Annotated in this window: 12 protein-coding genes; 8 read left to right on the forward strand and 4 right to left on the reverse strand. The window is 64.5% G+C overall.

The features are described 5' to 3' along the window. Window positions 1-14 precede the first annotated feature (14 nt). Together aztB and aztA are read right to left on the reverse strand one after the other, a co-directional pair. Entirely contained in the window at window positions 15-890 is an 876-nt protein-coding gene (gene aztB / locus AC0L2Y_RS29685) for a zinc ABC transporter permease AztB (protein WP_473561387.1), read from the reverse strand. Then, complete coding sequence (gene aztA / locus AC0L2Y_RS29690; protein ID WP_473561369.1) at window positions 890-1,696, reverse strand: zinc ABC transporter ATP-binding protein AztA; 807 nt, start codon at window positions 1,694-1,696, stop codon at window positions 890-892. Before aztA ends, aztB begins: the two co-directional genes overlap by 1 nt. A 212-nt stretch (window positions 1,697-1,908) precedes the next feature. On the opposite strand from aztA, the gene AC0L2Y_RS29695 reads away from it, so the two are divergent. Continuing rightward, the gene (locus AC0L2Y_RS29695) at window positions 1,909-2,253 is read left to right on the forward strand and encodes a RidA family protein (RefSeq protein WP_473561371.1); all 345 of its coding nucleotides are present in this window, start codon (window positions 1,909-1,911) and stop codon (window positions 2,251-2,253) included. 176 nt (window positions 2,254-2,429) lie between these two features. Here AC0L2Y_RS29695 and hutC read toward each other — a convergent pair whose 3' ends face one another. Next, entirely contained in the window at window positions 2,430-3,191 is a 762-nt protein-coding gene (hutC, locus tag AC0L2Y_RS29700; protein WP_473561372.1) for a histidine utilization repressor, read from the reverse strand. Then, the gene (locus AC0L2Y_RS29705; protein WP_473561373.1) at window positions 3,188-4,540 is read right to left on the reverse strand and encodes a formimidoylglutamate deiminase; all 1,353 of its coding nucleotides are present in this window, start codon (window positions 4,538-4,540) and stop codon (window positions 3,188-3,190) included. Before AC0L2Y_RS29705 ends, hutC begins: the two co-directional genes overlap by 4 nt. 98 nt (window positions 4,541-4,638) lie before the next feature. Between AC0L2Y_RS29705 and hutI the strand changes: the two genes are divergently transcribed. From hutI to AC0L2Y_RS29740, 7 genes are all read left to right on the forward strand, one after another. Beyond that, entirely contained in the window at window positions 4,639-5,874 is a 1,236-nt protein-coding gene (gene hutI / locus AC0L2Y_RS29710) for an imidazolonepropionase (protein ID WP_473561375.1), read from the forward strand. Next, entirely contained in the window at window positions 5,871-7,406 is a 1,536-nt protein-coding gene (gene hutH / locus AC0L2Y_RS29715; protein ID WP_473561379.1) for a histidine ammonia-lyase, read from the forward strand. Before hutI ends, hutH begins: the two co-directional genes overlap by 4 nt. Window positions 7,407-7,815: 409 nt before the next feature. Then, the gene (hutG, locus tag AC0L2Y_RS29720; RefSeq protein ID WP_473561380.1) at window positions 7,816-8,634 is read left to right on the forward strand and encodes an N-formylglutamate deformylase; all 819 of its coding nucleotides are present in this window, start codon (window positions 7,816-7,818) and stop codon (window positions 8,632-8,634) included. 32 nt (window positions 8,635-8,666) lie between these two features. Continuing rightward, on the forward strand, window positions 8,667-10,337 hold the full coding sequence (hutU, locus tag AC0L2Y_RS29725) for a urocanate hydratase (RefSeq protein ID WP_473561382.1): 1,671 nt from the start codon (window positions 8,667-8,669) through the stop codon (window positions 10,335-10,337). An 8-nt stretch (window positions 10,338-10,345) separates the two neighbouring features. Continuing rightward, window positions 10,346-10,933, forward strand: coding sequence for a HutD/Ves family protein (locus AC0L2Y_RS29730; RefSeq protein ID WP_352490125.1), 588 nt, complete (start codon window positions 10,346-10,348; stop codon window positions 10,931-10,933). A 267-nt stretch (window positions 10,934-11,200) separates the two neighbouring features. After that, window positions 11,201-19,771: a glycoside hydrolase family 94 protein gene (locus AC0L2Y_RS29735; protein ID WP_473561383.1), complete on the forward strand. Its 8,571-nt coding sequence runs from the start codon at window positions 11,201-11,203 to the stop codon at window positions 19,769-19,771. Window positions 19,772-20,135: 364 nt separating this feature from the next. After that, on the forward strand, window positions 20,136-21,905 hold the full coding sequence (locus AC0L2Y_RS29740) for a glucan ABC transporter ATP-binding protein/ permease (RefSeq protein WP_352566279.1): 1,770 nt from the start codon (window positions 20,136-20,138) through the stop codon (window positions 21,903-21,905). The last annotated feature ends 278 nt before the right edge of the window (window positions 21,906-22,183 follow it).

Genomic DNA, 22,183 nt, shown 5'->3' on the forward strand with positions numbered 1-22,183 from the left:
TCTCCTTGTTGGGATCAGGCAGTTCTGTGGCGGTGATGGACGATGCGGGCGCGCAGGATGCCGCGCGTGCCGAACAGGATCGAGGCGAAATAGACGACGCCGGCGGACAGGATGATGGCCGGGCCGGAGGGCAGCGATGCATGGTAGGATAACAGCAGTCCGGCAATGCAGGAGGCAAAGCCGATCACTGTGGCCAGCACGCACATAGGCTCGACGCGCGAGGTCCAGAAACGGGCGGCCGCTGCCGGCAGCATCATCAGCCCGACCGACAGCAAGGTGCCGAGCGCCTGGAAGCCGCCGACGAGGTTGAGCACGACGAGGCCGAGAAAGATGAAATGCACCGGGCTGCCCATCCGGCTGACCGAGCGCAGGAACAAAGGGTCGAGGCATTCGGCGACGAGCGCCCGCCAGAAGATGGCGAGGCTGGCCAGCGTCACCGATACGATGCCGCCGATCAGCGTTAGCGCCTCGTTGTTGAGCGCCAGCACGGTGCCGAACAGCACATGCATGAGATCGACGCTGGAGCCGCGGACCGACACCATGAGCACGCCGATAGCCAGCGAAATCAGATAGAAGGCCGCCATCGAGGCGTCCTCGCGCTGGATGGTGAAGCGCGAGACGGCGCCGGCGCCGAGCGCCACGATGATGCCGGCGATCAGTCCGCCGATCGTCATCGGCAGGATTTCCAGGCCATAGAACAGGAAGCCCGCGGCAGCTCCGGGCAGGATGGCATGCGCCATGGCGTCGCCTGACAGGCTCATGCGCCGCAGCATCAGGAACACGCCGACCGGGCAAGCGCCGAGCGATAACATCATCGAACCAGCGAGCGCCCGCTGCATGAAGGCGTAGTCGGCGAAAGGAGCGACGAAAAGACCATAAAGCACGTCCATCATGCCGCCCTCGGCCCGGAGCCGTGATGATGGTCGTGGCTGTGCTCGTGGCTGCCGTGCTCGTGATCATGCTCGCCGGGCTCACACCAAGGCGCGTTGTCTTCCCAGGCTTCGTGGAAGCGGCGCGCGCGCAACAGATTCTCCGGCCGCAGCGTCTCTTTGGTCTCGCCCCAGGCGACCGGCTGGCGCGCCAGGAGCAGCGTTTCGGGGAAATTCTGCCGCACCAGATCGAGATCGTGGACGACCACCAAGATTGTGCGTTCCTCGCCGTGCCAGCGCTTGATCAGCGCGATCAGGTCGCCGACGGTCTTGCTGTCGACGGCATTGAACGGCTCGTCGAGCAGGATGAGCTCGGCATCCTGCAACAGCACGCGGGCAAACAGGGTGCGCTGCAGCTGGCCGCCTGACAACGTGTCGATCGGGCGCTTCTCGAAACCGCCGAGGCCGACGGCCATCAGCGCCTTGCTGACCGAGTCGCGGTCTTCTCTTGTATAACGGCCGAGCATGCCGCGCCGCGGCCACAGGCCCAGCGAAACCAGGTCGACGACCCGGGCCGGAAAGGAGCGGTCCAGTTCCGATTGCTGCGGCAGATAGGCGGCGCGCACGCCGGGTGCCCGGATCACCGCACCGGCCATCGGCTTCAGGACGCCGACGATGCCCTTCATCAGCGTCGACTTGCCGGAGCCGTTGGCGCCGACGACCGCCGTCAACGACCCCTTGCGGATCGTACCATCGAGGTGGTGGATCGCTGGGTGGCTGTTGTAGCCCAGCGTCAGGTCGCGGAAGGTCAGGCAGGTTTGGCTCATGTGACGATCCATGGGGCGACGATCGGTGCTGCAGGGGCGGATTCGATATGTGATGTTATTACATTAGTCAACAAGCCAATCGGGCGGAATTGCGGCCGGACCGTCTTGTTGTGTGCTTTGGCTTGGCTCAAGAGGTTCCGCTCGAGCCACCTTGCCCCCGGCGAACCCGGCCCCTAAACAGGCGCAGCTGACAAGAGGAGAAGGAATATCCAATGAGCATTCGTCGCATCGATGTAGGCCCGCGCATGAGCCAGATCGTCATCCACGGCAACACCGTCTATCTGGCCGGTCAGGTCGGCAAGCCGGGCGGAAACGTCGGTGCCCAGACCAGGGACATTCTGGCGGCGATCGACGAATTGCTGGCCAAGGCCGGCACCGACAAGACCAAGATCCTGCAGGCGATCATCTGGCTGGCCGACATGAGCACCTTTGCCGAGATGAACGCGGAGTGGGACAAATGGGTACCACAGGGCAACACGCCGGCCCGCGCCACCGGCGAAGCGAAACTTGCCGGACCGGAATATCTGGTCGAGATTATTATTACTGCGGCGATTTGAGAATGCGGCTCTAACCCTCCCCCTCGAGGGGAGGGTCGGCGAGTAGTCGAAGCGAAGCGGAGACTGCGAGACGGGGTGGGGTCGGCGAGGTTGCTCCGACCCCACCCCGCGTCACAAAATGCCGCCGTGCGGCAATTTGCTCCGCGACCCTCCCCTCAAGGGGGAGGGTTAGGAGCTCACCCCTGCGACGGCGTGAACCGCGCCACCAGCGTGTGGTTCTCTGCCGCATAGGTGAACCGGACATGGGTGACGGGGTGCTCGGCGCTCCATGTCCGTCGCTCGATCACCAGGCACGGCGCGCCGGTCTCGATGTCGAGTGCCGCCGCGATGTGCTTTTCGGCGGCAACCGCGCGAATGCGATGCTCGGCGGCACTCCACGGCACGCGCCCGATCAGCCACGGACCGGGCGCGGTGTCGAAAAACGCCTCTTCGGCGGCCTCCGGCACGGCAGACAGGTTGATCAGCCGCTGCTCGTGGGCGAACGGCCGGTTGCCGGCGAAATGCCGGCATTCCAGCACCAGCACCGGCCCGGCGACATCGAGTTCCAGCAGCGCGCGGTCGTCGGCGCTGCTGCGCCTTCTGTTTCGCGCCACGCGCTCATAGCGATAGCGCAGGCCAAGCGCCTCGACCTCGATCCGGATGTCGTGAATTTCGAGAACGGCCGCCTGCGATTGCGGCCGGCGGACAAAACTGCCCGAACGACGCCGGCGCTCGATCAGCCCGGCCTTGGCCAGTTGCGACAGCGCTTTGTTCACCGTCATGCGCGAACAATTGTATTCGGCCGTCAGTTCGTGCTCGAACGGGATGCGGTGACCGGGCGCCCAGGCGCCCGACAGGATCCGTTCGCTGATGTCCGACAGGATGCGCTGGTGCAGCGAAAGAACCTCGCCGCCGTCCGCGCTTCCAGAATCCGCGCTTATTGTTCCGATCATGCTCATGCCGAAAGCGCCGTCATGACCTTGCGGAACCGCTCGGCGATAGCATCGCGCCTGGCATGCATGCCGCCGCTGACCAGTTTCTTGCCATGCACCCAGACGCAATCGATCTTGGTGCCGCTGGCAAAAATCCAGGCGTCAAGGATTGCATCGCCCATCTTGCCGGCCAGCGATGGATGCTTGCCGTCGAGCGAGACGAAATCGGCCGAGGCACCTGCTGCGATCCGCGAAGGGCCGGCGCCCAGCGCGGCACTGCCACCATCGAGTGCAGCATCGAACAACGCACGGCCGGTCGAGCCGCCGGCCACCGCCAGCACATTGCGGGCGCGGTGGGCGAGGCGTTGCGAATATTCGAGTTGCCGCAACTCGTCCGGCAGGCCGATCAGTACGTTTGAATCCGAACCGATGCCGAAGCGGCCGCCATGCTGCATGAAGAGCGGCGCGGCAAAGGTGCCGTCGCCGAGATTGGCCTCAGTGATCGGGCAGAGGCCGGCAACGGAGCCGCTTTTCGCCATTTGCACTGTCTCGGTGTCGGTCATGTGGGTGGCGTGGATCAGGCACCAGCGCTGGTCGACCTTGGCGTTGGCAAGCAGCCATTCGACCGGCCGCGCCCCGGACCAGGCAAGGCAGTCCTCCACCTCCTTCATCTGCTCGGCGATATGGATGTGGATCGGCCCCTCCGGCGCCATGACCGTGATGTTTTCCAGTTCCTCGGGTGTCACGGCACGCAGGCTGTGCGGGGCAACGCCGACGACGCCTTGATTCAACCCGCGAAGGGATTCGCGGCCTTTCTCAACAAGCCGCGAGAACTGGTTCACATCATTGATGAACCGCCGCTGGCCTTCATTTGGCGCAGCGCCGCCGAAAGAGGAATGCGCGTAGAACACCGGCAGCAAAGTCAGCCCGATGCCTGTCTCGGACGCTGCGGCAATGATACGCTCCGCCATCTCGGCGATATTGGCATAGGGCCGGCCGTCGCGGTCGTGGTGGAGATAGTGAAACTCGCCGACGCGCGAGAACCCGGCCTCCAGCATCTCGACATAGAGCTGGGCCGCGACCGCCTCGACCTGGTCTGGCGTCATCGACAGCGCGAAACGGTACATCACCTCGCGCCAGCTCCAGAAACTGTCGGCGGAAGGGCCGCGCAATTCGGCAAGGCCGGCCATGCCGCGCTGGAAGGCGTGGCTGTGCAGGTTCGGCATGCCGGACAAAAGGATGGCATGGCGCTCGTCGCCAGGCAGGAGCGAGGTATTCGCCTCGACCGTGGCGATCCTGCCGTCGGAGATGACGATCCGCACATTGCTGTGCCAGCCGTCGGACAGAAGCGCCTGTTCCGCAAAGATTGCCGTCACGTTTTTCTCCAAATCCCGGTTGGCCGTGCGATGATAGCGCTTGCAGTGCCTTTTGATATGTATATACATAATCGTCACCGATTGAAACGGAAAAGATGATGGCTGCACAGAGCAAAAGCCGGGCAGGGGAAGTTCGCCTCTGGCGCAATGCGCGCCTCGCGACCATGGCCGAAAGCAGCGCCGGGTCAGGCGTCGTCGAGCACGGTGCAATCGCCGTGCGCAACGGCCGGATCGTCTATGCCGGGCCGGAAGCCGACATGCCGGCAGCACTTCGAGAGGGCGCCGAGGCGACCGACTGCGAAGGCCGCTGGATCACGCCCGGCCTGATCGACTGCCACACCCATCTGGTCCACGCCGGCAACCGTGCCAATGAATTCGAGATGCGGCTGGCCGGCGCCAGCTATGAGGAGGTTGCCAAGGCCGGCGGCGGCATCGTTTCCTCGGTCAAGGCGTTGCGCGCGGCGAGCGAGGACGAACTGGTCGCCCAGTCGCTGCCGCGCCTCGATGCGCTGATCGCCGAAGGCGTCACCACCGTCGAGATCAAATCCGGCTACGGTCTCGACCTCGAAAACGAGAAGAAGTCGCTGCGCGCCGCGCGACGGCTTGGCGGTGAGCGGCCGGTGACGGTCAGGACCACTTTCCTCGGCGCTCATGCGCTGCCGCCCGAAGCAAAAGGCGATAAGGACGCCTTCATCGATCTTGTTGCAAAGCAGATTTTGCCGGCCGTCGCTGCCGATGGCCTGGCCGATGCCGTCGACGGTTTTTGCGAAGGCATCGCCTTTTGGCCCGAGCAGATCGCCCGCGTGTTCGATGCGGCGCAGGCGGCGGGCCTGCCGGTCAAGCTTCATGCAGACCAGCTGTCCAATCTGCACGGCGCCGAACTTGCGGCGCGCTATGGTGCGCTATCGGCCGACCACCTCGAATATACCGACGAGGCGGGTGCAGCGGCGATGGCGAAGGCCGGAACCGTGGCGACCATCTTGCCCGGCGCCTACTACTTCATCCGCGAGACCAAGAAGCCGCCGATCGCCCTGTTTCGCCAGCATGGCGTCAGGATGGCCGTTGCTACCGACAATAATCCCGGCACGTCGCCGCTGACCTCGCTGCTGCTGACCATGAACATGGCGGCGACATTGTTCGGCCTGACCGTCGATGAATGCCTTGCTGGCGTCACGCGCGAGGCTGCCCGCGCGCTCGGGCTGCTTGGACAGACCGGCACGCTGGAGGCCGGAAAATCCGCCGATCTGGCGATCTGGAATGTCGAGCGTCCGGCCGAGCTCGTCTACCGCATGGGCTTCAACCCGCTGCATGCCCGCATCTGGAGGGGACAATGACCGAACTCAAGCTAAGGCCAGGCAATGCGACGCTGGCCGATTGGCGCGCCATCTATCGCGGCGCCGCACTGAGGCTCGACGATGCCTGCCGGCCGAAGATCAAGGCCAGCGCCGAGGCCGTCGCCAGGATCGTTGCCAAGGGCGAGCCGGTCTATGGCATCAACACCGGCTTCGGCAAGCTGGCCAGCGTCCGCATCCCCGCCGCCGACCTCGAGACGCTGCAGCGAAACATCGTGCTGTCGCATGCCGCAGGCGTCGGCGAGCCGATGCCCGTCGCAATTTGCCGGCTGATGATGGCGCTGAAGCTGGCCAGCCTGGCCCAGGGCGCCTCCGGCGTGCGGCCGCGGACGATCGAACTGTTGGAAGCGATGCTGGCTAACGACGTCATTCCCGTGGTGCCGGCGCAGGGCTCGGTTGGCGCTTCCGGCGACCTCGCGCCGCTGTCGCACATGACCGCGGTGATGATCGGCGTCGGCGAATGTTTCACCCCGCATGGCCGCTTTCCCGCCAAGGTCGCCTTTGTTTCGCACGGCCTGGAGCCGGTGACATTGGGCGCCAAGGAAGGCCTGGCGCTGCTCAACGGCACCCAGTTTTCAACCGCCTACGCGCTTGCCGCTTTGTTCGAGGCGGAAGTGCTCTACCAGTCGGCGCTGGTCGCCGGCGCGCTGTCGACCGATGCCGCCAAGGGCTCCGACGCGCCCTTCGATCCACGTATCCATCTGCTCCGGAAGCATCGCGGTCAGATCGAGACGGCCGAGGCGTTGCGCAATTTGATGGCCGGCAGCGCCATCCGTGAATCGCACCGGGTCGGCGACGAGCGCGTGCAGGATCCATACTGCCTGCGCTGCCAGCCGCAGGTTATGGGCGCAGCACTCGACGTGCTCCGCAAGGCCGCCGACACGCTCGGCACCGAGGCCAACGGCGTCACCGACAATCCGCTGATCTTTGCCGAGGATGATTCAGCACTTTCCGGCGGCAATTTCCACGCCGAGCCGGTGGCCTTCGCCGCCGACATGATCGCGCTCGCTGTCTGCGAGATCGGCTCGCTGTCGGAGCGGCGCATCGCCATGCTGGTCGACCCGGCGCTGTCCGGCATGCCGGCCTTTCTGACGCCCAAGCCGGGTTTGAATTCCGGTTTCATGATCCCTCAGGTGACGGCGGCAGCACTGGTTTCTGAAAACAAGCAAAAAGCCTATCCGGCCAGCGTCGATTCGATCCCGACCTCGGCCAACCAGGAAGACCACGTCTCGATGGCGGCGCATGGCGCGCGCCGGCTGATCGGCTTGGTCGAGAATGCGACGGCCGTCATCGGCATCGAATTGCTGGCCGCCGCGCAAGGCTGCGATTTCCACGCACCGCTGGCCTCGAGCGCGGCACTGGAGGCGGTGCGCCGGCTGGTCAGGGCCGAGGTGCCGCATCTCGACAACGACCGGCACTTCCACCCCGACATGGAGAAGGCCATCGCCATGGTACGCAGCGGCGCGGCGGTGGAAGCGGCAAGCGCGGTAAAGCTGCCGGGGGTGACGTCGTGAGACCGCTCGCCATGACAGGCCGTGTTCCGTCGCGCCCCCCTCTGTCCTACCGGACATCTCCCCCTCTAGTGGGGAGATTGGCGGTCACGACTGCTTTCGCCAATCTCCAACGTTGCAGAAATGAACGCAGGGCTGAAGCTGCCAATCTCCCCCCTGGAGGGGGAGATGTCCGGCAGGACAGAGGGGGGCGCTGTCCCGCCGACCTCAGCCCGGCAACACCGAAACTTTCAAGGTCAGAAACAAAAAACCCGCCTCGAGGGCGGGTCGTCGGGCCGAATCAGCACCATACCGAAATTAGTAGCATAGCTGCCGGCACAAAGCAAGAACAAAATACGTTGCGAGCGATTAAAAACGAGGTCGGTGTTCACGGACAATTGCAAGGTCGCGTTCTGTCGCGCGGAGACTTCCGATGACCTCACCCTCCTGGCTCACCGTCACCCGAGGCACAGCACCCCTGCTGGTTTCGATCCCGCATACCGGCATCGACCTCGCCGGACTCGACAGCCGGCTGGTCTCGCCCTGGCTCGGCCGCCGCGACTGTGACTGGTGGATCGACAAGCTCTATGACTTTGCCGAGAGCCTTGGCGCGACGGTCGTGCATACGGCGATTTCGCGCACCGTCATCGACGTCAACCGCGATCCGTCGGGCATTTCGCTCTATCCCGGCCAAACGACGACCGGTCTCTGCCCGACCGAGACCTTTGACGGCGATCCGCTCTACCGTGAGGGCGAAGAGCCGGGACCGTCGGAGATCGACGAACGCCGCGAAAAATTCTTCGTACCCTATCATGCCGCGCTGCAGGCCGAGATCGACAGGCTGCGCGCTTTGCATGGAAAGATCGTCGTCTATGACTGCCATTCGATCCGCTCGGTGCTGCCGCGCCTTTTCGAAGGCAAATTGCCGGTCTTCAATCTCGGCACCAATGACGGCAAAAGCGCCGATCCGGCGCTGCAAGCGATGGTTGGCCAGATTCTCGCCGAAACCGGCGAGAGCTTCGTCGTTAACGGCCGCTTCAAGGGCGGTTGGATCACGCGCCATTTCGGCCAGCCGCAAGCCGGCGTCCAGGCGCTGCAGATGGAACTCTCCAACCGCGGCTATCTGCGCGAGCCCGAAGGCAAGGGCATGCCCGGCAATTGGCCGGTGCCCTACGACGCCGAATTCGCAGCGCCGATCCGCGTCACGCTGAGAAATATCCTGGAAACCGCGATCGCCTGGGCCGAACGCTGACGCGCGGTGCACCCCACTCGAAAGGGACAATCATGACCGATCCTCGCCACAACATCCGTGAAGTGCGCAGCCCGCGCGGCAGCGAGCTCAACGCCCGCACCTGGCTGACGGAAGCGCCGTTGCGCATGCTGATGAACAATCTCGACCCCGACGTTGCCGAAAACCCCAACGAACTGGTCGTCTATGGCGGCATCGGCCGGGCGGCGCGCACCTGGAACGATTTCGACCGCATCGTTGCTTCGCTGAAGACGCTTGCAGACGACGAGACGCTGCTGGTGCAATCCGGCAAGCCGGTCGGCGTGTTCCGCACCCATCCTGATGCGCCGCGCGTGCTGATCGCCAATTCGAACCTGGTGCCGCACTGGGCGACATGGGAGAAGTTCAACGAGCTCGATAGAAAGGGCCTGATGATGTACGGCCAGATGACGGCCGGCTCGTGGATCTACATCGGCACGCAAGGCATTGTGCAGGGCACCTACGAGACCTTCGTCGAGGCCGGCCGCCAGCATTATGGTGGCAATCTCAGGGGCAAATGGATCCTGACCGGCGGTCTCGGCGGCATGGGCGGCGCCCAGCCGCTCGCCGCGGTCATGGCCGGCGCCTGCTGCCTGGCCGTCGAATGCGATCCCGACCGCATCGATTTCCGGCTGCGCACCCGCTATGTCGACGAACGCGCCGACACGCTCGACGAGGCTCTGGAAAAGATTGAGCGCTGGACCAAAGCCGGTGAGGCGAAATCGGTCGGCCTGGTCGGCAACACCGCCGACATCGTGCCGGAACTGGTGCGGCGCGGCGTGCGCCCCGACATCGTCACCGACCAGACCTCGGCGCATGACCCGCTCAACGGCTATCTGCCCAAGGGCTGGTCGCTGGCCGAGTGGCGCGACAAGCGCACCAGCGACCCGAAGGCCGTTGAAAGTGCTGCCCGCGCGTCGATGCGCGAGCATGTCGAGGCGATGGTGGCGTTCTGGAACGCCGGCGTGCCGACGCTCGACTACGGCAACAACATTCGCCAGGTCGCCAAGGAGGAGGGGTTCGAGAATGCCTTTGCCTTCCCGGGTTTCGTGCCGGCATATATCCGTCCGCTGTTTTGCCGCGGCATCGGCCCGTTCCGCTGGGCAGCGCTTTCCGGCGATCCCGAGGATATCTACAAAACCGACGCCAAGGTGCGCGAACTGACCCCCGGCAACACCCATCTGCACAACTGGCTCGACATGGCGCGCGAGCGCATTGCCTTCCAGGGCCTGCCGGCGCGCATCTGCTGGGTCGGCCTTGGCGACCGCCACCGGCTCGGCCTCGCCTTCAACGAGATGGTCGCCAGGGGCGAACTGAAGGCGCCGGTGGTCATCGGCCGCGACCACCTCGATTCCGGCTCGGTCGCCTCGCCGAACCGCGAGACGGAAGCAATGAAGGACGGCTCGGATGCGGTATCCGACTGGCCGTTGCTCAATGCCTTGCTCAACACGGCTTCCGGCGCCACTTGGGTGTCGCTACACCATGGCGGCGGGGTCGGCATGGGCTTTTCGCAGCATGCCGGCATGGTCATCGTCGCCGACGGCACGCCCGAGGCGGCGAAGCGCCTGGAGCGGGTTTTGTGGAACGACCCGGCGACCGGCGTCATGCGCCATGCCGATGCCGGCTACGACATCGCCATCGAGTGCGCCAGGGAGAACCAGCTCAACCTGCCCGGCATTTTGGGCTGAGCCGCGCCTTGCGCATCCTTCGGGCCTCGGAATACCGCTCGATGCCATGGAAGAACGGTGGCGGGGTGACGACGGAGATTGCCGTCTCGCCGCCAGGTGCCGGGCTCGACGATTTCGACTGGCGCGTCTCGATGGCGCGCGTCGAGAGCAGCGGGCCGTTCTCCGGCTTCGCGGGCGTCGACCGGACCTTGGCCTTGCTGGAAGGCGAGGGCATCGTCCTCGATATCGCCGGCCGGCCGCCGGTCGAAATCACCAAGGCTTCCGTACCGATTGTCTTTCCGGCCGACGTGCCGACGCAAGCGACGCTGATCGCCGGTCCGATCACCGACCTCAACGTCATGACCCGCCGCGCCCGGGCGACCCACACGGTCGAGCGCCTGCTGATTTCGGCTCCGACGAAAATCCAGGCCGAAGCCGACGCAACGCTCATCCTGCCCCTCAACGGCGAACTCAGGGTGGCCGGCGCGGCGCCCATGCAACTTGGGCCGCTCGATGCGCTGTTGCTCGGGCGGCAAGCACCTGAACTGCACCTGGATCCCGTCCGGCCGGCGATGCTGTTCGTGATCCGCATCGACCTCTTTGCCGGCAACGATTAACGCCTGTTTCCAAACATGATCGCGATGCCGGCCAAATATCGCGTAAGCTGGTCGCTGCATCACGAAAAAGCCTGAATCTTCCGCCGATCAGAAGCCGAAACGATGCTCGGAGCGCTCGCCTGGAACTTGTCGAAAGACGACACCTTGTCGTGGTGCGGAAACAAACATTCGGCCAAGTGTTGCGATGCAACCAATTGCATTTGGACCGGTTTTAGGGACATTGCCGTGGCGGTGACGCCGCACTGCGTCCCCAACACGGAACCTTAGATGAATATCCAGACCAATCTCGCACAAATCGAAAAGACGAGCGCCAGCTTCCCGGCTGTCACCGACGAGCCGATACGCTCCAATTTCCTGCCGGAAGATCGGCTGCGCGCATTGGGCGCAGCCCTTGCCAATGGCGATGCCAAGGATTTGTTCGGTCTGACGCCTTTCGATTTTCAGGCGCGCATCCGCGACAGCGCCAGGAAGATTCTCGATGTCTACCGTTCCACCAACGCTGCCCAGGCGAGGGGCGAAACGATCACGCCTGCGGCGCAGTGGCTGCTCGACAACAACTATCTGGTCGAGGAGACCATTTTTCAGGTCAAGCGCGACCTGCCGCGCCGCTTCTACCGTCAGCTGCCGACGCTGAAACTGTCGGATGGATCCAGCGTGCCGCGCGCGCTGGCGGTCGCATGGACCTATGTCGCGCATTCCGACAGTTCCGTCTCGTCGGCCATGTTCAAGGCGATCGTCGAAGGCTTCCAGTCCGTCGAGCCGCTGAAGATCGGCGAATTATGGGCGCTGCCGTCGCTGCTGCGCTTCGTCCTGATCGAGAACCTTCGCCGCATCGCGGTCCGCGTCAATCGCACGCGGGAACTGCGCCAGATCGCCAACGAGGTCGCCGACCGTGTGCTGGCGACGGACGACAGCGCCGACCGGCAGGCGATACTTTCCCACTACAGCGCCCATGCGCAGGACACCACCTTCGCCACCCAGTTGCTCTACCGGCTGCGCGACGGCTCGCAAAATGCCGGCAGGGCGCTGGAATGGCTGGAGGGCGAGCTGGAAAGGACCGGCTCCGACGCCGAGGAGATCATCCTCAGCGAGCACCACACGCTGTCCAGCGGCAACGTGACCACCGGCAACATCATCCGCGGCCTGCGCCTCATCAACGACATCGACTGGACGGTGTGGTTCGAGGGCGTCAGCCGCATCGACACCTTGCTGCGCGAACGCACCGATTTCGCGGCGCTCGATTTCTTTTCGCGCGACCAATACCGGACTGCCATCGAGGAGCTGGCACGCCGTTCTGACCTTTCCGAATTTCGCGTTGCCGAAAGGGCGATCGAACTCGCCGGCCATGCTGCCGATGCACCGGGCTCCGAAACCGGTCCGATCGCTCACACCGACGTCGGCTTCTTTCTGGTCGGCCCGCGCCGGATGGAGCTCGAGCGGTCGATCGGCTACCGGCCGACCATCGGCAAGACGATCACCCGGACGTTCCGCAAGACCGGGTGGCTGGGCATCGTCGTGCCGGTGTTTGCGCTGACGGTCCTGCTTCTGGTCGTTTCCGGCAATGCGCTTGCCAATCTCGGCCTGTCGGTGCCGTCGATCGTCCTGATGCTGGCCCTGTTCGCAGTGCCGGCCAGCGAAGGCGCGCTCGCATTCTTCAACACCGTCGTCTCGCTGTTTTTGAAGCCGACGCGTCTCATCGGCTATGATTTCAGGCACGGCGTGCCGGCCGAGGCACGGACGCTGGTGGTGGTGCCGTCGCTGATCGGCTCGCGCGACGATGTCGAGGAGAACATCCGCAACATCGAGGTGCATCACCTCGCCAACACGGCGGGTGAGGTCTATTTCGCGCTGCTTTCCGACTGGCCGGACTCGAAGACGGAGATCGATACGGCGGATGTCGAAATCCTCGAATTCGCCCGTGCCGAAATCGCCAGGCTGAACGCCCGCTATCCCTCGGAAGGCGCGCCGCGCTTTTATCTGCTGCATCGGCGCCGGCTCTACAACGCGTCGCAAGGCGTTTGGATGGGCTGGGAGCGCAAGCGCGGCAAGCTGCACGAATTGAACCTTCTGCTGCGCGGCGACAGCGACACCACCTTCCTGCCGTTGGAAGTGCCATTGCCGGAGAGCGTCGTCCACGTCATGACGCTGGACGCCGACACCCGCACCACCCGCGACGCCGTCGCCGCGTTGGCCGGCAAGCTTTGCCACCCGCTCAACCGTCCGCATTTCGACGTGGCCCGGCGCGAGGTCATCGCAGGCTATTCCATCCTGCAGCCGCGCATCACTGCGTCGCTGACCAGTGGCGACGAGGCGTCGTTCTTTCAGCGTGTCTTTTCCGCCAATCGCGGGCTCGATCCGTACGTCTTTGCCGTGTCGGATCTCTACCAGGACATCTTCGGCGACGGTTCCTTCACCGGCAAGGGTCTCTACCATGTCGACGCCTTCGAGGCGGCACTGAAGGGCCGCATCGAGGAAAACACCATCCTCAGCCATGATCTGCTCGAAGGCGCACTGGCGCGCTCGGCTTTGGTCACCGACGTCGAACTGGTCGAGGACTATCCCACCCGCTATTCGGTCGACGCGTCGCGCCACCATCGCTGGGCACGCGGCGACTGGCAGCTTCTGGGCTTCATCCTCGGCCCGCGCTCAAACGTGCCGGCGCTGTCGCGCTGGAAGATGGTGGACAATCTTCGCCGCTCGGTGACGCCGATCTTCTGGGTGATGGCCGCGATCGCCGGCTGGACGCTGCTGCCCTTCACGCAGGCCGCGCAATGGCAGGCGCTGCTGATCCTTACGCTGTTCATGGCGCCCACTTTCGACATCGTCAACGCCATCCTGCCGAAGAGCGGCGATCAGACGCCGCGCGGCCATTTCTCGGCGCTGGCACGCGACGTTGCCTTCGGCACCGCCCTGGTGGCGCTGAAGATCGTGCTGATGGCGCACCTGGCCTGGATGATGGGCGACGCGATCATCCGCACGCTCTACCGCCTGTTCGTCAGCCGCCAGAACCTGCTCGAATGGCGCACCGCCTCGCAGGCACACAAGGGCGGCGACAACGATCTCGGCTCCTATTACAGCATCATGTACGGTGCGGTGATCATCGGCGTCGTCGGCCTCGCTGTCCCGGTGCTGGCCGATTCCACCGGCGCCTTCGTGGCCTTCTTCTTTGCCTTGTTCTGGATCGGCTCGCCCGCCATCGCCTGCTGGATCAGCCGTTCGGCCGAAACCGAGGACCGCCTGCGCATATCGGCCGCCGACATCCACGCGCTGCGCACCGTGGCGCGGCGTACATGGCACTATTTCGAGACCTTCGTGACGGCCGAGCATCACCATCTGCCGCCGGATAATTTCCAGGAAAGCCCGGCCCCCGTTGTGGCGCCCCGCACCTCGCCGACCAATATCGGCGTCTACCTGCTGTCGGTGATTTCGGCGCGCGATTTCGGCTGGATCAGCCTCTCCGACGCCGTCAACCGCATCGACGCGACCATGTCGACCATCGAGAGCATGCCGCGCGACCGCGGCCATCTCTTCAACTGGTATGACACGACGACCCTGAAGCCGCTCTATCCGCTTTACATTTCTGCCGTCGACAGCGGCAATCTCGCCGGCCATCTGGTGGCCGTGGCCGCTGCCTGCGCCGAATGGGCCGAAGCGCCGTCGGTGCATGTGCAGGGCGACTTCGAAGGCATCCTCGACACCGTCACCATCCTCGACGAAAGCCTTGAGGAACTGCCCGACGACCGGCGTCAATTGCGGCCCTTGCGCCAGCGGCTCGCCGACCGTCTCGACGGCATGCGGCGGGCGGTCGAATTGATCAAGGCGCAGCCGGAGATGGCGTCGATCCGTACCATCAACCTGGCCGTCCTGGCCGGCGAGATACGCAAGCTCGCGACAGCCATCCACACCGAGGCCGCATCGACCCAGAGCGACACCATCGCCGATTGGGCGGCCAGGCTCGAAGCCACCTGCGAGGCGCATGTGCACGACGCGCACAGCGACGAAAACGCCGTCGCTGCATTGCGGGCCAAGCTTCTGACCTTGCGCGAGCGCACACGCCGTTTCGCCTTCGAGATGGATTTCTCGTTCCTGATGCGGCCCGAGCGCAAGCTCCTGTCGATCGGTTACCGGGTCGAGGAGCATCAACTCGACGAAAGCTGCTACGACCTTTTGGCCTCCGAGGCGCGGCTGACCAGCCTGTTCGCCATCGCCAAGGGCGATTTGCCGACCGAGCACTGGTTCCGGCTCGGCCGGCCGATCGTTGAGATCGGCTTCCAGGGCGCACTGATGTCCTGGTCCGGCTCGATGTTCGAATATCTGATGCCGCCGCTGGTGATGAAGGAGCCGCAAGGCAGCATTCTCAACCAGACCAGCAAGCTGATCATCAAGCGCCAGATCCAGTATGGCCGTTCGAAGAACGTTCCCTGGGGGATCTCGGAAGCGGCCTACAACGCGCGCGACCGCGAGCTGACCTATCAGTACACCAATTTCGGCGTGCCCGGGCTCGGCCTGAAGCGCGGCCTTGGCCAAAATACGGTGATCGCGCCTTACGCGACCGTGCTGGCAGCGCAGTTCACGCCGCATGAATCCGTGCAGAACCTGGCCAGGCTGAGGCGGCTGGGCGCACTGGGCCGGCACGGTTTTTACGACGCGGTGGATTTCACGCCGCAACGCGTCCCCGAGGGCACCGACCACGCCGTCGTGCTCAACTACATGGCCCACCACTCCGGCATGTCGATTGCCGCAGTTGCCGATGCGATCTTCGAAGGGCGCCTGCGCGACCGCTTCCACAGCGATCCGGTGATCGAGTCGGCCGAATTGCTGCTGCAGGAAAGGGCGCCGCGCGACATCCCGACCGCGACCGTCAGGACCGAGGCCGACGAGCGCTCGAAGGACGAGACCGAGCTGGAAAGCCCGGATACGCGCATCGTGCTCGATCCGCTCAGGGCGCTGCGCTCGACCAGTGTCATGTCCAATGGCCGCTACTCGGTCATGGTGACCGCCACCGGCTCCGGCTATAGCCGCTTGGGCGAACTTGCCGTCACGCGCTGGCAGCCGGATCCGACCGAGGACCGCCTTGGTTCCTATATTTTCCTGCGCGACGCCAGCAACGGCGACTGGTGGTCGGCCACCGCCGAGCCGAAGCGCGCCGCCGGCGAGCGTGCGCAGACGCTGTTTTCCGACGACAAGGCGAGCTTCGTCAAATCGATCGGATCGCTGCGTTCGGAAGTCGAGTGTATCGTCATCTCGGAAGGCAATGGTGAGGGCCGACGGGTGACGCTCCACAATGATGGCCCCGCCGACCGGCATATCGAAGTAACCTCGTTTTCCGAACTGGTGCTGGGCTCCGAGCCCTCGGACAATGCCCATCCGGCCTTTTCGAAGATGTTCGTGGAGACCGAGATCGCGCCGAACAACGGCGCGATCTTCGCCACCAGACGCAAGCGCGAGAAGGACGAGCCCGACGTCACCATGGTGCATTTCGTCACCGACCCGTCTGGATCGGCGCGAGACGCCGAGGCGGAAACCGACAGGCGCGCTTTCATCGGCCGCGGCCGCACCATCACCGAGGCGGCTGCCTTTGATCCCGGCGCCAAGCTTGGCGGCCATTCCGGCTTCACCCTGGATCCGATCGCCTCGCTTCGCCGGCAGGTGCGCGTGCCGGCCAACAAGAAGATTTCGCTGACCTTCTGGACCGTCGTCGGTACCCATCGCGCCGAATTGGATGCCGCCATCGCCCGGCTCGACCATCCCGAAAGCTTCGCCCGCCAGGCGATGCTCGCCTGGACGCGCTCGCAGGTGCAGACCCGGCACCTTGGCCTCAGCCTGTCCGACGCCGCCAATGTGCAGAAGCTGGCGCGCTATCTGATCTATCCCGATCCGTTCCTGCGCCTTCCCGGCGAATCCATCGTTTCCGGGCTCGGCAGGCAGTCCAGCCTGTGGCCGACCAGCATATCCGGCGATTTTCCGATTTTCCTGGTCAGGATCGCCGATGTCGCCGATCTGGAGATCGTCGCCCAGGCGCTTCGCTTCCAGGAATACATGCGCGCTCGCGGCATGATGATCGATTTTGTCGTCGTCAACGAGCAGGCGTCATCCTACGTGCAGGACCTGCAGCGCGCGGTCGAGACGCTGTGCGAAAACAGCCGGCTGCGCGGCAAGGAGCTCGGACCCCGCCAGCACATTTTCGCGGTGCGCCGCGATCTGATGGAGGAAACGACCTACAGGACCTTGCTCGCCGTCGCTCGGGTGGTGCTGCATACGCGCAACGGCACCATCTTCGACCAGATCGAGCGCGCCGAGGCCGCGGCACTGCAGGCGCGGGACGCCGCCCTCCAGCCGGCAGACCTTGCAGCGCTTCGCGAGCCGTCCTTGCCGGTGCCGACGTCGCAAGCATCTGCCGCCCAGGCACTGATCGAGGGCCGCGTCGACGGCAGCGGGCTCGACCAATGGAACGGTTTCGGCGGCTTCGACGGCGACGGACGCCACTACGTCGTGCGTCTTGCCGGCCGGCGCACGACGCCGCAGCCGTGGATCAACGTCATCTCCAACTCATCGTTCGGGTTCCACATTTCGGCTGAAGGCGCTGCGTTCACCTGGAGTCGCAACAGCCGCGACTATCAGTTGACGCCATGGTCGAACGATCCGGTCACCAACCGGCCCGGCGAGGGCATCTATATCTACGATCATGCCAGTGGCAGGGCGTTCTCGCCAATGGCTGCCGTGGTGCGTGATCCGACAATGACCTACGAAACCTGGCACGGGCAGGGTTTTTCGACGTTCCGCTCAAAGCGCGGGCCGCTGTCGATGGACCTGACCCATGTCGTCGATCCCGTCGATCCGGTGAAGATATCGCGGCTGCGCATCCAGAATTCGGGTTCGGTGCCGATGCGGCTGCGTATCTATGCCTATGCGGAATGGGTTCTTGGCGGCCATCGCTCGCGCACCGCTGCAAGCATCGTTCCGTCGAGGGATGCCGCGACCGGCGCCTTGCTGGCGCAAAATCCCTATGGGCTCGATTTCGGCGAGCGGATCGCCTTTCTGGCCGCCGACGGTGCGGTGCATTCGGTCACCGCCGACCGCGGCGAGTTCATCGGCAGGCAAGGCACGAGCGAGTTTCCGCATGCCGTGCTGAGCGGCGCCGGCCTGTCGGGCCGTGTCGAGGCTGGCGACGACCCCTGCGCGGCCATCGCACGCGACATCGACATCGCTGCCGGTGGCGACGTCACGCTGCTCTGGCTGCTCGGCGACGCGGCCTCGCCCGCGGAGGCCAGCGCGCTGGTGCAGACCCATCGCTCCAGGGATTTCGATCAGCGGCTGGCCGACAACCAGCGCACATGGCGCGGCTTTCTCGACACAATCCAGGTCGAGACGCCGGACAAGGCCCTCGACGCCATGGTCAATCACTGGCTGCCCTATCAGAGCCTGGCCTGCCGCATCCGTGCCCGCTCTGCGTTCTATCAGGCGAGCGGTGCCTTCGGCTTCCGCGATCAGTTGCAGGACACCTTGGCCTTGCTGGCGCATGACCCCAGGCTGGCGCGCGATCAGATCCTCAACGCGGCGCGGCGGCAATTCCCCGAAGGCGACGTGCAGCATTGGTGGCTGCCGCGCACCGAGGCCGGTGTCCGCACCATGATCTCGGACGACGTGGTCTGGCTGGCCCACGCCACGGCCCGCTACCTGCTGGTGACCGGCGACACCGCGATCCTGAAGGAGCAACTGCCCTTCATCGAAGGGCAGGCGCTGGGAGAAGGCGAGCACGACGCTTTCTTCATCCCGGAAATCTCGAAGAAGACAGCCTCGCTCTATGACCATTGCGCGCGGGCGCTTGATCTTGCCGTCAAGCGCAGCAGCCCTGCCGGGCTGCCGCTGATCCTCGGCGGCGACTGGAACGACGGCATGAACCGCGTCGGCGAGCACGGCAAGGGCGAGAGCGTGTGGCTGGGCTGGTTCCTGCTGAAGACGCTCGGCGACTTTGCCGCTGTCGCCAAGGCGGAGCGCGATGCCAAGCGCGTGCAAGCCTGGACAAAGCACGCCGAGGTGCTGAAGCGGGCGCTGGAAAGCACCGCCTGGGATGGCGAGTGGTATCGGCGCGGCAGCTTCGACGACGGCACGCCGCTCGGCTCGCGCAAATCGGACGAGTGCAAGATCGACTCGATCGCCCAGTCCTGGAGCGTGCTTTCGGGCGAGGGCGACCCGGCGCGGTCGACGACTGCAATGGGGCAGGCGATGAAAGCGCTCGTCGACGACGACCTCAACATCGTCAAACTGTTCACGCCGCCCTTCTCGAAGACGGAAAAGGATCCGGGCTACATCAAGAGCTATCCGCCGGGCGTCCGTGAAAACGGCGGCCAATACACGCACGCGGCAACATGGTTCGTCATAGCGCTCGCCGAGATGGGTCGCACCGACGATGCCTACCGTTGCCTTTCGATGCTCAATCCGGTCAACCATGCGCTCGACGAAGACGCGGCAGAGCGCTACCGGGTGGAACCCTACGTCGTCGCGGCCGATGTTTATTCCGGGCAAGACAAGGGCGGCCGAGGCGGCTGGACCTGGTATACCGGGTCGGCGGGCTGGCTTTATCGCGCTGCGGTCGAGAGCATTCTCGGCATAGAGCGCCGCGGACAGCGCCTCCAGTTCACGCCGAGACTTCCCAGCCATTGGGACGGCTATTCGGCAACCCTGAAGATGCTGGGCGCCGAGATCAAAGTACGCGTCGTCCGCGACAAAAAGGCCCGGGCCATCTCACTTGAAGTGAATGGCACGAAGACCAAATCTTCGTCCTTCGAGCCAAAAGCCGGAGATAGTGCCGAGGTGGTCGTCAGAATACCGACCTAGATTCAAGGGCTTGGAGCGTCGCTCAGGGTTCCCCAGGGCACGCACGGGCGCTCCAAGTGCCTCTATCGGTTATATTTGCCTTTGAACTTGCTGAATGCCTGCACACGACTTTAGACGTCGTGCCCAGGGTCTTGCTGATTAAAATTGTGGCAGTGCTTTCCAGCTGCCATGATTTTGCCGCAACGCTGACATTTCACCTTTTATCTCAAACTGTTAGACGATCACGGCAAATTTCGAAGCGTCGTCATCTTTTGTTCGCGGAATGGGAACGGAAGAGGTAGACGAGCATTGTTTTGCGACGCGTCAACCGATACGAGTCAAAAAATGACGCACTGCACCATAAATAATTGGCGGAGTAGCTGAAGTGTCACTTCTGCAAATCTACTGGCGAGCCCTTGGTTATCTCGCTGCCGACAGGAAACGCGTTGCGTTTATCTGCGGGGCGAATGTCGCGCTTGCCATTATCGCCATTCTCGAGCCGATCATGTTCGGCCGGGTGATCGATGCCATTTCGGACCGCGGCTCGGTATTCGCGACACTCGCAATGTGGGCCGGCCTCGGCGCGTTCAACATCATCGCCTTCGTGCTGGTGGCGCGCGGCGCCGACCGCTTTGCCCACCAGCGGCGCAGCGAGGTTCTTTGCCAGTCGTTCGAGCGCGTGATCACCATGCCGCTTGCCTGGCATCATCAGCGCGGCACCTCCAATTCCCTGCACACGCTCCTGCGCGCGGTCGAGACCCTGTTCAGCCTCTGGCTGGAATTCATGCGGCAGCATCTGTCGACCGCGGTGGCGCTGGTTCTGCTGGTGCCCACCGCGCTCAGCATGGATATCCGCATGTCGATGGTGCTGCTGGCGCTTGGCGCGCTCTATGTCGGCATCGGGCGGCTGGTGATGCGGCGCACCAAGGAAGGCCAGGCGGCCGTTGAGCGGCATTACCACAAGGTGTTTGCGCATGTGACCGACTCGGTCAGCAACGTCGCCGTGCTGCAAAGCTACAACCGCATCGGCCATGAGACCGAGGCGCTGAAGCGTTACGTCAAGAACCTGCTCGACGCACAGAATCCCGTGCTCGACTGGTGGGCGATGGCCAACGCGCTGCACCGCCTGTCGTCGACGATTTCGATGATGGTGGTGCTCTTGATTGGCGCCTATCTGGTGACGCACGGCCAGTTGCGCATCGGCGACGTCATCGCCTTTACCGGCTTTGCCACGCTGCTGATTGCCCGGCTCGACCAGATGTCGGCTTTCGCCAACCAGATTTCCGAGGCACGCGCCAAGCTCGAGGAATTCTACCATCTCGAGGACTCCGCTTCCGATGCCGCCGAGCCCGATGGGCTGCGCGAGCTCGTCAACGTCACGGGTCATGTGCGTTTCGAGAATGTCTGCTTCGAGTTCGGCAACTCCGGGCAGGGCGTCGACGACGCGTCGTTCGAGGTCCAGGCCGGCCAGACCGTCGCCATCGTCGGCCCGACGGGCGCCGGCAAGACGACGCTCATCAACCTTCTGCAGCGCGTCTTCACCCCGTCCAGCGGCCGTATCCTGATCGACGGCATCGACACCCGCACGGTGACCCGCAAGTCGCTGCGCCATTCGATCGCCACCGTCTTCCAGGATGCCGGCCTGCTCAACCGCTCGATCGAGGACAACATCCGCGTCGGCCGTGCGGAGGCGACCTATGACGAGGTCCATGCTGCGGCCAATGCCGCCGCCGCCCAGGATTTCATCCTGTCGAAATGCGAGGGCTATGACACGGTCGTCGGCGAGCGCGGCGGACAGCTGTCCGGTGGCGAGCGCCAGCGCATCGCGATCGCCCGCGCCGTGCTGAAGGACGCGCCCATCCTGGTTCTCGACGAGGCGACCAGCGCGCTCGACGTCGAGACGGAAGACCGCGTCAAGGACGCCATCGACGAGTTGCGGCGCGGCCGCACCACCTTCATCATCGCCCACCGCCTGACCACCGTTCGCGATGCCGATCTGGTCGTGTTCATGGACAAGGGGCGGGTGGTCGAGATGGGCGGGTTCACCGAACTGTCGCTGCGCAACGGCCGCTTCGCCAGCCTGCTGCGCGCCGGCGGCCTGCTCAACGACGAGGAGGTCCGCCGCCTCAGCCGTCCGGTGAACGAAGCCGCCTGAGCAACGCGGCTTGCCTTCTCCCCTCGTGGGAGAAGGTGGCCTCGCGAAGCGAGGTCGGATGAGGGGTGCTCCAACTTGGCGCAAATCTTCATCCAAAATCCGGATTTCGGCGCACGGCAGATAGGATCATTGGCGCCTCACTCCGTCCAGCACCCCTCAACCGTCTCGGCGCTGCGCGCCGATCCACCTTCTCCCGCAAGGGGAGGCCTTTGCACAGAATCTGATTGGTGATTCTGTAGTGTTGGTCGCTACGGGAGATTCGCGGATGGTTGATCGTG

It is taken from the genome of Mesorhizobium sp. WSM4830 (genome assembly GCF_055811495.1).

Bases quoted from the DNA above. Each gene is read 5' to 3' on its own strand.
- AC0L2Y_RS29735 (WP_473561383.1), top strand. From the start codon at position 11,201: ATGAATATCCAGACCAATCTCGCACAAATCGAAAAGACGAGCGCCAGC.
- AC0L2Y_RS29695 (WP_473561371.1), top strand. From the start codon at position 1,909: ATGAGCATTCGTCGCATCGATGTAGGCCCGCGCATGAGCCAGATCGTC.
- hutI (WP_473561375.1), top strand. From the start codon at position 4,639: ATGGCTGCACAGAGCAAAAGCCGGGCAGGGGAAGTTCGCCTCTGGCGC.
- hutH (WP_473561379.1), top strand. From the start codon at position 5,871: ATGACCGAACTCAAGCTAAGGCCAGGCAATGCGACGCTGGCCGATTGG.
- aztA (WP_473561369.1), bottom strand. From the start codon at position 1,696: ATGAGCCAAACCTGCCTGACCTTCCGCGACCTGACGCTGGGCTACAAC.
- hutC (WP_473561372.1), bottom strand. From the start codon at position 3,191: ATGAGCATGATCGGAACAATAAGCGCGGATTCTGGAAGCGCGGACGGC.
- hutG (WP_473561380.1), top strand. From the start codon at position 7,816: ATGACCTCACCCTCCTGGCTCACCGTCACCCGAGGCACAGCACCCCTG.
- hutU (WP_473561382.1), top strand. From the start codon at position 8,667: ATGACCGATCCTCGCCACAACATCCGTGAAGTGCGCAGCCCGCGCGGC.
- aztB (WP_473561387.1), bottom strand. From the start codon at position 890: ATGGACGTGCTTTATGGTCTTTTCGTCGCTCCTTTCGCCGACTACGCC.